The sequence below is a fragment of the Marinitoga sp. 1138 genome (assembly GCF_013363265.1).
Lineage (GTDB): Bacteria > Thermotogota > Thermotogae > Petrotogales > Petrotogaceae > Marinitoga > Marinitoga piezophila.
The window spans coordinates 19059-31927 of sequence record NZ_LBFA01000024.1 but is presented as its reverse complement, the minus strand read 5'-3'; the positions used below and the strand labels follow the sequence as shown (position 1 = coordinate 31927).

Annotated in this window: 11 protein-coding genes; 5 read left to right on the top strand and 6 right to left on the bottom strand. The window is 30.9% G+C overall.

The annotated features are described in order from the left end of the window. From XO11_RS08280 to trxB, 5 genes are all read left to right on the top strand, one after another. Positions 1-1659, top strand: coding sequence for a GGDEF domain-containing protein (locus tag XO11_RS08280; RefSeq protein WP_014297150.1), 1659 nt, complete (start codon positions 1-3; stop codon positions 1657-1659). Between the two features lie 12 nt (positions 1660-1671). Then, positions 1672-4104, top strand: coding sequence for an HD domain-containing phosphohydrolase (locus XO11_RS08275; protein WP_014297149.1), 2433 nt, complete (start codon positions 1672-1674; stop codon positions 4102-4104). A 158-nt stretch (positions 4105-4262) separates the two neighbouring features. Beyond that, positions 4263-4622 (top strand): PadR family transcriptional regulator, encoded by a 360-nt coding sequence (locus tag XO11_RS08270; RefSeq protein ID WP_014297148.1) that lies wholly within the window; start codon positions 4263-4265, stop codon positions 4620-4622. A 20-nt stretch (positions 4623-4642) separates the two neighbouring features. After that, on the top strand, positions 4643-5323 hold the full coding sequence (locus XO11_RS08265; RefSeq protein WP_014297147.1) for a thioredoxin family protein: 681 nt from the start codon (positions 4643-4645) through the stop codon (positions 5321-5323). Positions 5324-5326: 3 nt separating this feature from the next. Beyond that, positions 5327-6280, top strand: a complete 954-nt coding sequence (gene trxB, locus XO11_RS08260) for a thioredoxin-disulfide reductase (RefSeq protein ID WP_014297146.1) — start codon at positions 5327-5329, stop codon at positions 6278-6280. Between the two features lie 99 nt (positions 6281-6379). Here the strand turns inward: trxB and XO11_RS08255 are convergent, their stop codons facing one another. From XO11_RS08255 to XO11_RS08230, 6 genes are all read right to left on the bottom strand, one after another. Beyond that, entirely contained in the window at positions 6380-7102 is a 723-nt protein-coding gene (locus XO11_RS08255; RefSeq protein WP_014297145.1) for an N-acetyltransferase, read from the bottom strand. A gap of 66 nt (positions 7103-7168) precedes the next feature. Then, positions 7169-7963 carry a cyclase family protein gene (locus tag XO11_RS08250; RefSeq protein ID WP_014297144.1) on the bottom strand — a complete coding sequence of 265 codons (795 nt, stop codon included), beginning with the start codon at positions 7961-7963 and terminating at the stop codon, positions 7169-7171. Between the two features lie 12 nt (positions 7964-7975). Beyond that, the gene (locus tag XO11_RS08245; RefSeq protein ID WP_014297143.1) at positions 7976-9379 is read right to left on the bottom strand and encodes a DUF1116 domain-containing protein; all 1404 of its coding nucleotides are present in this window, start codon (positions 9377-9379) and stop codon (positions 7976-7978) included. Beyond that, positions 9376-10917: an acyl-CoA synthetase FdrA gene (gene fdrA / locus XO11_RS08240; protein ID WP_014297142.1), complete on the bottom strand. Its 1542-nt coding sequence runs from the start codon at positions 10915-10917 to the stop codon at positions 9376-9378. Before fdrA ends, XO11_RS08245 begins: the two co-directional genes overlap by 4 nt. Further along, entirely contained in the window at positions 10880-11611 is a 732-nt protein-coding gene (locus tag XO11_RS08235) for a DUF2877 domain-containing protein (protein WP_014297141.1), read from the bottom strand. The genes fdrA and XO11_RS08235 overlap by 38 nt, the downstream gene beginning before the upstream one ends. After that, on the bottom strand, positions 11604-12851 hold the full coding sequence (locus XO11_RS08230) for a uracil-xanthine permease family protein (RefSeq protein ID WP_041639044.1): 1248 nt from the start codon (positions 12849-12851) through the stop codon (positions 11604-11606). Before XO11_RS08230 ends, XO11_RS08235 begins: the two co-directional genes overlap by 8 nt. Positions 12852-12869 lie beyond the last annotated feature (18 nt).

The following is a 12869-nucleotide window of genomic DNA, read 5'->3' as shown; positions in this document are numbered from 1 at the left end:
ATGGAAAATTTCTTATTTAACGGAAAGTTTTTCAATAAACAGAATTTCATTTCTTTGTTCTTTTCAATTGTATTAATCTATTTTTTTCCTATTAATTTTTCATTTGAAATAAAAAAATTATTGGCTGTATTGTTGATTACATTTATATCCGATAATATTGATGTAAAATGGAAAAACAATATTAGACTTGTTACAAATATGACAGGATTTTTAGTTGCTTCTCTTTATGGAAGACAATATATTTTAGTTGCTGCAATAACCACTTTATTCAGGCTTGAAAGACTTGGATTAAATAAAAGAGTTAGTAAATTTCTGGGCTATTTTTTCATGAATTATGGAGGATATGTACTTGCCGATTTAATTACTGACAATATTTATTTAAAACTATTTTTGTTTGTAACCTTTTCAAAGCTAATTAACACATTACATACAGATTTAGATCGTTTTGATTTCAATATGCTGCTTACAGAATATGTATTTTTCTTAACTTTGTTGCCAAGTATGTATTTCTACCTTTTATGCCAGAACCATGTCTTAAAAATTTATTTTATCTTTCAAAATTTGATTTTTATTATTTTATATTATTTTATAATGAAACATCTAACTGAAAGAGAAGAAGAAAAAATCAAAAATGAAAGGCTTAAACGTTTCAATGATATAATGCTTCAATTTTCAAACATTTTATATTCATATTCTATGAATGTTTCAAAAGAAAAGATTTCAAAAGATGTTGCCAACATTTTAAATAAACAGTTTGGATATAAATATGTCTTAATCTCAGAAATAGACTATGAAAACGATAAGATTAATAGAATTACATATGCTGGATTATCAGAAATTGAATTCAATAAATTAAAGGAAACAAAAGTTAAGGCTTCAGATATTTTAAAACTTTTTGCTAATGAATATAGATATGGAGAAGTATATTTTATCCCTGCAGAAAAAGGGGATTTTGACGAACAGAATTATTATTTTCAGTTTGAATCAAATATAACTTTAAATACATATACACAAAAGAAAAACCAATGGCATCCAAATGATTTATTGCTTATAACAATAAGAGATAAAGAAAATGAAATCATTGGATATATCTCATGTGACCAGCCTAAAAATGGTTTAAGACCTACTGAAGAAGATATGAAAATACTATCTGTTCTTTCAAAAATAGTTTCTATAATATTGATACACAGTAAACAATTTAAATATATTAAAAAATTAAGTGAAACAGATTACCTGACATCTTTATATAATTCTTCAAAGTTAAATAAAGATATTAAATTCTATAATATTTCTAATATTCCTATTTCTCTGGCTTTTATTGACCTTGATGATTTTAAGAAAATAAATGATACATACGGCCATGTAATTGGAGATGAAAAATTAAAAGAGTTTGCATTTACCTTAAAAAGCTCCGTTAGAGATATTGACAAAGTTTATAGATATGGTGGAGATGAATTTGTAATAATTTTTGAAAATTTAAATAAAAAACAGGCTAAAAAGATTCTGGAAAGAATAAAAAGAAAATTAATTGAAACTGGTTTAAGTTTCAGCGTTGGTATTGAAGATACATATGAAACTGATATCTCAAATTTAATAAAAATAGCAGACAAAAAAGCTTATGAAGCTAAGAACAGCGGAAAAAATAAAATTATATTATAGCGGGGCGAAAATATGAAAAGGCTCTTGATTTTTGTACTTATAATCGTTTCTATATCCCTTTCTTTTTCAAAAACACTTAAAATAGGTATATACAAAGATATACCTATTGTATTTGATGAAAAAAGAGGCTTTTTTGTTGAATTAGCACGGAATATGTTTGAAGATTTAAATGTTGACTATAAATTTGTTTTTGATACACAGGCAAACCTTATTGAAAAACTTAAAAATAATGAAATTGATATTGTTGCTGACCTGGCAATAACCCCTGAAAGAAAAAAATTCTTTAATTTTAACAGCGAAGCTTTATTTTTCGACTGGGGAGTAATATATGTTTCAGGAAAAGAAAATGTCGATAATATAGTTGATTTAAAAAATAAAAAAATTGGCGTAATGAAAACAGATATATTTTACGATGGACCTGGAGGCATAAAAGAAATTCTTAAATCTTTTAATATAAAAGTAGATTTTGTTGAAATGAATGATTATATGGAAATACTTGATGCCCTCGAAAAACATGAAATAGATGCTGGTGTAATGCCAAAATTTCTTGGTTTATATCTTGAGAACAAGCATAACATTAAAAAAACTTCCATTATTTTTACGCCTATAAGTATTTATATGATGTATAAAAAAGATAAAAGTCTGGATGAATTTTTTCAGAGGTTTGATCAATTATTAAAAAAATTAAAATCAGATCCCGATTCATACTATTATAGTATTTTTGATAAATATTTTAATACAAAAACTCTTGAAAAAATACCTGACTGGCTTGTTCCTGCAATTGCTATTTTAGAAACTATACTTATTTTTATAATTATTGTGCTATATATAAATTCCAATCAACTTAAAAGAAAATTACAGAAAAAAAATTCAGAATTAACAGATGCTTTAAATGATCTCGAAAAAACACTTTCAGAATTAAAAAATTCTACAGATTTAATTGAAAAAATTGTTAATCTTTCACCAAATCCTATTTATATAAAAACTGTAGATCAAACTATTATTTTTTCTAATAAAGCTTTTGCTGAATTTTTTAATATGGAAAAAGATGAAATTATTGGAAAAAATTTAAACGATATTATCGGCAATACTATTGATGAAAAAACCAAAGAAAATGCTGTTATAAAAGATATACAGATTATATTAAATCATATTGAAAAAACTGTTTTAGAAGTTAAAATGAAAAAAGACGGAAAAATACGTTATTTCAGAGTTTTCAAAACACCTATAAGGCAACAAAATGGTGAAGATAAAATTCTTGTTTTATATATAGATGTTACAGATAAAGTAGAGCAAAAACTTGAACTTGAGAAAAAAAATAAAATACTTGATTCCACAAACAAAAAATTATTTAAGATGATTGAACTGATTTCCAATTTTGAAACACAGGATATTGAAAATTATTATACAAATCTTTTAAAATTTGCCAATGAACTTGTTGATGCATGTGATTACGGAAGTATTTCACTTGCTGAAAATGATAAATGGAATTTCATTGCAGCAATAGGTCATGATATAGAAAAATTAAAACAACTTAATCTTAAAAAAGATTGGATGGTTCAAACAAATGATGAAATAAAAATATTTAAATCAGATGAATTAATTAAAATTGACAAAAAAGGAATGGATGAAAAAACATTTAATAAATTTATAAATGCTGTAAAAAATATAAAGGAAATAATGATTATAACCTCAGAATTAGAAAAAGGAAAAATACTTAATCTTGCACTGGATATAGACGCCAGTAATCCTAAATCATTTACTGAATACGATAAAACAATTATACAGGCTTTAATGAATATTGCTAAAACTGTAATTAATTCAAAATATACCATAGATAGAGTTAAAAGTGCCTATCTTAATTTTGCCAATAAACTCGCTTTAATTGCAGAAGCACATGATGATATTACAGGACAACATATATATAGAGTTGGAGAGCTTTCGTATTTTATAGCTCAAAAATTAAATCTTCCAGAAGACAAAATAATTGAAATAAAGGAATTTTCGACATTACATGATATTGGAAAAATCTTTATTCCACTTGAAATTTTAAATAAACCCGGTAAATTAACAGATGAAGAATATGAAATTATGAAAAAACATACCATTTATGCAGAACGGTTATTGGGTGATGACCCATACTTTGAAACTGCATTAAAAATTGCATTATATCACCATGAAAAATATAATGGTGGAGGATATCCATATAATTTAAAAGGCGATGAAATACCTATTGAAGCTCAGATTGTATCTATTGTAGATGTATACGATGCTTTACGTTCTAAACGTCCATATAAACCGGCTATTCCACACGAAAAAGTGATGAAAATAATCATTGAGGGTGATAATAGAACTTCGCCAAAAGATTTTAATCCAAAAATCCTTGAGATATTTAAACAATACTCAGATGAAATCAATAATATATATAATAAATTTTCTGATTAAAGCACCTTTTCATGGGTGCTTTAATTTTTTGACTTCAAATTTTAAAAAAATAACAATAGAACCTTTATATTTTTTACTTGACAAATATATACATAATGTATATAATATAATCATGGATGGAAAAATTGACTTTTTTAGTACTATTTGGAGGGTAATAAATGAATTCGGCAAATAAGTGTAAAATATTTCAAAAGAGCGGAAAGTTAATATGCGATTTATTATTGATATTAATAGCCGAAAAGCCCAGTTATGGCTATGAACTATCCAATAGGCTATGCGAAATGGGTATAACAATTCCTGAAGGAATTGGGCAAAAAGGAAGAGTATACAGGGCTCTTTCAGATCTTGAAAAACGTGGCGAAATAGAGTTTGATTGGGATACAACATCAAGTCCACCAAGAAAAATTTATAAGGTGACAGAAAAAGGAAAAGAAAGAATGAAAAGATTTATTTCTGAAATGGAAGAACAGATAATAGTTTTAAAAAACTTTATTAATAAAGCAAAAGAAAATATATAAAACTTCGGAGGTGTAGTAAAATGGAAAGATTATTAGATGACAAAACATTAGAACAGGTAAAGGATTTATTAGGGGAAATGAAAGGTAGAGTAAAAATAATTTTATTCGAAAAAGATGATTGCGAATACTGTGAAGTAACAAAACAATTATACACAGAATTATCAGAAGGTGTAGATAATGTTGATTTAGAAGTTGAAAATATTGACTCTCCACTTGCAGAAGAATATGAAATTGATAAAACATTAGCTCCAGCAACAGTTATTCTTGCATCAAATGGTTCAGATTTAGGTGTAAGATTTTACGGAATTCCTTCAGGACATGAATTCAGCACATTATTACAGGATTTAATTCTCATGTCCAAAAATGGCGAAGAAGTAGATTTCTCAGAAGACACAATTGAAAAATTAAAGGGTATAAACAAAAAAATAAGATTAAGAGTATTTGTAACTCCAACATGTCCATACTGTCCAAGAGCTGTTTTATCAGCACAGATGGCTGCAATGATTAATGAAAATATAAACGGTGAAATGGTAGAAGCTAACGAATTTTACGAAATTTCAATGAAACACAATGTAAGTTCTGTACCACACACAGTTATTGAAGCATTTGAAAATGGTGAATGGGTAGTTAAAGGTGAATTTATTGGTGCATATCCTGAACCAAACTTCGTTGAAGAAGTATTAAAAGCTGTGGAGGGATAAGCCATGTTCTTTGATCTTGGATCATCAAAAAAACATGATTTAAAAGAATATTATGATATGGTAATTATTGGCGGTGGTCCAGCAGGTGTTGCAGCAGGGATTTATGCTGTTCAGGGCGGAATCCAGCCATTAATTATAGAAAAAGATTTAGAAGGCGGTCAGATTAACTTAACAGAATATGTTGAAAACTATCCTGGATTTAAATCTATTACAGGAGAAGAATTAGCAACAAAACTTGGAGAACACGCAAGAGAATTTGGCGTAGAATTTTACGATGGTGAAGTTATTAATGTTGATTTCAGTAAAGATGAAAAGATAATATCACTTGATAATGGAAGTATTGTAAAAGCAAAAACAGTTGTTATCGCAACAGGTGCAACCCCAAGAAAATTAGGTGTTCCTGGTGAAATGGAATTTGCTGGTAGAGGTGTTTCATACTGTGCTACCTGCGATGGACATTTCTTCAAAAACCAGAAAGTTGCTGTTATTGGCGGTGGCAATACAGCTGTTGAAGAAGCTCTTTATCTTTCAAAAATAGCAAAAGAAGTTTATATTATTCATAGAAGAGATAAGTTAAGAGCTGATAAAAGATATCAGGACAAAGCATTTAATACAGAAAATATTAAATTCATCTGGAATTCTGTAGTAAAGGAAATCAAAGGTGATAAGAAAGTAACTCAGCTTGTACTTGAAAACAGAGAAACTGGTGAAATTACAAACTTCGATGTAGACGGAGTATTCGTTTTTGTAGGACTTACTCCTGTAACAGAATTATTTAAAGGAAAAATAGAACTTGATGATTATGGATATATCCCTGTAGATGAACACAGAGAAACAAATGTGAAAGGTGTATTTGCTGCAGGAGATGTTATTCAAAAGGAATTAAGACAGATTATCACAGCAGCAGCTGATGGTGCTATTGCAGCATCTTTTGCTGTAAGAGAATACTTTAATTAATTAGCAATCAAAAAGGAGCTTTCCATAAGGAAGCTCCTTTTTTTATTTATGTTATCTTTTTTAAAAAAAGAGCAGGCCTTTTCGGCCTGCCAGCCCTATTTAAACGAGAGGACTTTCGGGGATTATTAATTCTTTGTTTGCTTCTGCAACTTCTGGTGTTGCAGGTACAAGATCTGTCTTTATATAATCGAGTAAATATTGTTTTACTGATAAATCCCAATATTCTCTTGTAATGTAATATACTTTTGCTCCACCTAATTCATGCTGTACATCTGGCCATGGATATGATGGTTGTGCCATACCTAAACCCCATCTCTTCCAACCATTATAACTTTCAAATGTTGACCACCATTCTTTTGCTCCCAGTTTTTCAAATGCATATTTAGCTTTTGCATAATACATAATAGCTCCTACTTTTAATCCTCTTACATATGCCATTGAGTGTAAACTAATATGAATTCCATTATTCATAACTCTTGCATTTGCAAAACCTGCTAATTTCCCATTAATTGTACCAATCATGAAATATGGATCCTTTAATCTATCTCTATACCATCCTAATAATTCGCCATATACTCTTACACCAACAATATCATAAAAGTCATGATCTACATCTAATAATTTCTTTATAAATGGTAATAATTGAGGTACTTCTTCTTTTTTCAATGGTCTGATATATAAATAATTTCCATCTTTTAATTTTGCCATTTCTGGTTCATATGGTTCTAATTTCAATGACGGTCCTGCTAACATTGGTTCTATTTCTCTAACATCAAATGTAATTTTTTCCTGTGATACTTTTTCCGGTATTTCTTTCCACATAATCTTTCCCCTCCATTTTTATCTTTTATCGTTTTCTGTTATTATTAATCAATTTTATCGTTTCAATTATCCTTCAATTTCAAATGCAGCTACACGAGCTATACTTGATTCACCATCAACAAGTTTCCATGGGAATATACCTATGTACATTCTTCTATTTAATACTTTATCAATTTCTCCACCAAGATTTTCAGCGTGTAAAATCAAGTGTGGGAATAAATCAATATGCATTAATTGATACGTTTCATCTGTAAAGTATTCATCTAATGGTTTTCCGTATTTTTTTCTAAAGTGTTCGTCTGCCATTTTAGCAAATTCAGGTCTGTATTCTCTTAATATTGTATTCATTGGGTGATCTGCAGAACCACAATCAACACCAACCCATTTAATTTCCATTTCTTTTAACCAATCAGCAAATCTTTGATCTGGTCCTGGGTGGAAGTAATAATATTTATTTTCATTTGCTTCTGGTTGATCCCATGCATATTTGTGATAACCAGTGTTAATAATTATAATATCGCCCTTTTTAATCTCGAGATTATTTTCTTTTGCAACCTTTAATAATGTTTCTGGTGTATAAATATCAAAATCTCCAACTTCTTTAGAAATATCTAAAATAACCCCTTCACCGAACAAATAACCATCAAGTGGCAATGAAGCTATATCTCTTCCGCCAGTCATAAAATGTCTTTGACCATCAAGATGTGTACCATTATGCATACTTGTTTGAACTATCTGTCCGTTAACCTTCTGAAGCATCATTCTCTTGAAATACCACAATTTCATTGGCTCATAACCTGGCCATGGTGGTGTTGTAATACCAATCTTCTGAGTTAAATCATACACTTTAATACCTGCCACAATAATCCCCCCTCAATCTGAGTATTTTTTTACAAATGCTTCCAATGCATCTATAAATATATTCATAGGTGGATAGGTTAAACCTGCTCCAACCTGCCCTATACCTGGTTCTTTATGGGCTATACCTGTATTAATTCTTGGTAATATACCCTTTTCAACAACTTTTTTAACATTTAATCCTGTTGGCGTTCCTCTAAAATTCAAGAATGGTATTTTATATGTGTTATTTTCTGCATCTGTAATTTCATACATCTTCTGTGTTGTTTCAATTGCTTCCTGAACACTACCTCCAACAAATTTAACTATAGCCGGAGCACCAGCCATTGCAAATCCACCAAATCCGCCTGTTTCTGTAATAGTACTATCTCCAATATCAGGATTTGCATCTTCCTTTGTAAATCCCGGGAAGTATAATCCTTCTACTTCCTGTGCTGGACCAACAAACCATTCTCCTGGTAACCCAGCTACTCTAATACCAAAATCAGTTCCATTTCTTGCCATTACTGTAACTATTGTACTTCCTTCAATACCTTCTGCTGCTAATGTTGCTGATTTTGCTGCTGGCATTGATAAATTAAGGAAGAAATGATCATTTGAATTAATAAATTCAATTACTTCTTTCTTTTCTTTATCAGAGAACGATGTATCAAGTATTGCAGGTGCAATTTCCCTGATAAACAAAGATGTTGCTGCTTTATTTCTATTATGACATTCATCGCCCATTTGAACTGCCTGAGCAATAAGATTCTTTAAATTAATTTCGCCTTTTATTTCAATAGCTTCTTTTAAAACTGGATATAACACTGATTCCATCCATTTAAGTCTATCAATTACATCAGGTCCATTTGCTCCATATCTTAAAACCTTTCCTAAACCTTCATTCATTGTACAATATGCTTTTATACCATATGTCTTGTTTTCAACTATAAACACAGGCATGGAAGGTGTTGCAACACCAGCCATAGGGCCTACACCATCATGATGATGCCATGGATCAAATTGAATTTCTCCTGATTCTATTAACTCAATAGCCTCTTTTTCATTTTTTGCTTTTCCTTCATAGATAAGCCCACCAATTATTGCGCCTTTTAATGGACCACACATTCTATCCCACGTAATTGGAGGACCTGCATGTAAAATCATATTTTCTTTCATCCCTGGAACTACATCTTTTGCCAATGCCATTCCAACAAGGGTTGGCTGTGAATTCATAATTCTTTCTACTGCTTTTGCATTTGCTGCTTCAACATCTACCTTAACATTTGAAAAGTCATTTAATATTTTTACAGCCTTTGAACCGCCAAGTGGTGGTTTCCAATCAACATGCACAACATGTGCTCCCTGTTTTTTTAAATCTTCATAGAATGATTTCAATCCGATATTTATGATTTTTAATTCTTCTTTAAATAAACTCATCTTCCCAACTCCTTCCAAACGCTAACTGCGAATTTTACTGCACTGGCATTACTTGGGAAGACAATAACACCAGCATCTTCGAGTTTTTTCTTTTGTTCATTATATTTTTGTGGATCCTCATATGTTCCACAAATATTTGCTATTACACATCTATACTTATCAGAAACTTCCCTGGCGTTCTTTACTGCTTCTGCAATTTCACCAGCAGGATCCATATGTGAACCCCAGCCTAACACTACGTCAACCAGTATTATTGCCGTATCTTTATCGAGATATTCTTTTACAAGTCTGGACTTTCTCATTGTAAAGTCAATCATAGGATGTGGTCTTCCAACTGTAAACTCGTCTTCACCCATATCCACTACTGTATTTTCCTTACTTTCATTTATATTCTCAAGCTTATATTCTGGATCTAATGGTGCTGGGGAATATATTGGACCTATCTCTTTTGCAAGCAATACCATTGCTTCATCAGCCAATGTTCCACCAGAATATAGTCCTCTTATATATTTTCCTTCTTTTATTTTTTCTGCTTCTTCTTTTACCTTTGTTTCAAAATCAAATGCTTCAAGGAAATCAAAATACGTATAAATATCTTTCTTTATTTCTTCGCCTTTACACAACAATGCAGCCTTTATAGCAGCATCTTCCAGAGTATGTCCAACTGTAATTGTGTCATCTTCCACTTTTCCGTTTACAAAATGAACGACATGTTTTTTATTTGTCTTTTTCAATAATTCAACAGCTTTTTCTACTACTTCTGGATATGGTGGTTTTGAAACAAGTACTATTATCTCTGTTTCATCATCTTCAATTAATCTCTTAATTCCTTCAAGGAACATTAATCCTCCAACATCTTTCTTTACATCTCTTCCGCCAGTTCCAATGAGCTGGGAAATGCCGCATCCAAGATTTGAGATGATAGAGGATACTTCTTGAGCGCCAGTTCCGGATGCGGCAACAATACCAATCTTCCCCCTGTTGACTACATTTGAAAATGCCATAGGTACTCCATTGATTATAGCTGTTCCACAATCTGGTCCCATAACAAGTAATCCTTTTTTAAGCGCATATTTTTTTAATTTTATTTCATCTTCCAGTGAAACATTATCACTAAATAACATTACATTAAGTCCTCTGTCAAGAGCCTTTTTAGTTTCAAGACCTGCATATTCACCTGCAATAGAGATTAATACCATATTTGCGTCTTTTACTTTGTTAAGTGCAGAATCCATTGAAGGATAGAATTTTTCCCCTTCATCTTCTTCTGTTTCTGTTTTTAGTAACTCTTCAACAGTTTTTTCTATTTCTTCCATGTCTATATTTTCGCCTTTTACAACAATCAAAAGATCATTTGGTGTAGAATTTTCAACTTCTTCTGACATCATATCCAATTCTTTTAAAAATTCCTTATTTGTGTCCGTCCCCATGCCAACCAAAGCTTCTTCAATACCTTCCATTTTTTTTATATCTTCGGTTATCAACATAAGGGTTACGGAATCATAATACGAATTCGGTTTTATCATTGTATAGACCATCCGCTATCCCTCCAAACTCAAAGTAATAGGTAATCCCCAATAACCATCCACTTCCAGATGTAGCTCCCATTTTTAATAAATCATCCTTATTACCGCTACTTAAATATTCTTTAACTGGCAATGGTGCTAATCCTTCGGCAGCATATTTCATTTGAAAATAAGAAATATCATTTGTTTTTTTTCTTGAAATAAAAATAATGTGATCTTTATCCACTAAATCTTTTTTAAAATAATGCTCCATTAAAAGAACTCCTGATAATATATCATCACCAAGTGGAGTTAATCCTGGACCAAATCCTATTAATGATTCATATTTTTTATCAAATAAACCTTTTATTATTTTCAAAGATATTCTGTTATCAACATTTTGTTTTATATAATTAATAGCTTCATCTATATTTACGTTTTTTCTAAAGTTTGTTATTGTTGGATCATACAATTTAAACTTGCTTAAAAAGAAAACGTTATCAAATACTAAAACCTTATTTTTGTTTACATATACTTTTTTGAATTTAAGGAATCGGGAGGGGGCTGTTAGCCCCAATGCCCCTACCCGGTTCGAATGAGTTGTCAGAGTCAATATATCCGAATCGTTAAATTTATAATATACTGTATGTTTTGTTTTGAAAAAGATTTTTGCTTCTTCATTTACATGTTTTTCAAAAACATTTTTTGAAACAATAATATCAGTCATCTGATGCTCCTGTTAATGATAATATTGCATTAGCTAAAATACCAACTATAGCTGCTAAACCCAATCCCTGTAATGCAAAGTTACCAGCCTGGAATACTGCTCCACCAAGACCTGTAACAAGCATTAATGACATAATAACAAGGTTTTTACCTTCTACTTTAACCTGATTGTTAATTAATGTTTTTGCACCTATACTTGCAATCATACCGAATAATAAGATTTCAATTCCGCCCATAACTGGAACAGGTATTGATCTAACAAGTGCTCCAACTTTTGGTACTAATGACATTAAAATTGCAAAAAATGCTGCTATTCTCATTATCCATGGATTAAATGCCTTTGTAAATGCAAGAACACCTGTGTTTTCACTATATGTTGTATTTGCTGGACCTCCAAGCAAACCACCTAATGATGTTGCAAGCCCATCACCCATTAATGTTCTATGCATTCCTGGATCTTCATAGAACTTTTTACCAACAACTGCTGATATAGCAAATACATCACCAAAGTGTTCTACTGATGGGGCTATAGCTACTGGTACAATTGCTGCTGCTGCATACCATGAGAATTTAGGTAAATACATTTCTGGCATACCAATCCAGCTTGCTGTTGATAATTCTGCAAAGTTAACATTACCTGTAATCAATGCTACAACATAACCTACTATAATACCCCAGATAACTGGAACAAGTCTATTAAATCCTCTCATATATAATCTTACAAATATTGCAGTAAATAATGAGATTAATGCTATTGTCCAATTACCGCTTGCCATATTAACTGCTACTGGACTCAAAATTAAACCAATAAGAATAATCATTGTACCGGAAATTACAGGTGGGAATAATTTTTCAAATCTTCTAATACCTATCCATTTTATTAATAAACCAAATACAAATTTAACAAGTCCTGCAAGAACAATACCACCTGTGGCATATGCCAGATAAGGTCTCAGATCTACCCCCGCTTGAACTGCATCCTGTATACTCTTGTATTCAAGTCCTCCCTGTTGCATGTAATAAGTTGTTACTGCTACTACTGGTGCAATATAAGCAAAACTTGATCCTAAAAATACTGGAACTTTCCATTTGGTAATCCAGTGGAATAACAATGTTCCTAACCCAGCTGTCAAAAGAGCTACATTAACTGGAATACCCGTTAAATAAGGCACCAATACTGTTGCGCCAAACATGGTAAATGTGTGTTGTAATCCAAGCAAAATCAATCCCCCAGTACTCATGTTCGCGCTTCTGTCTTC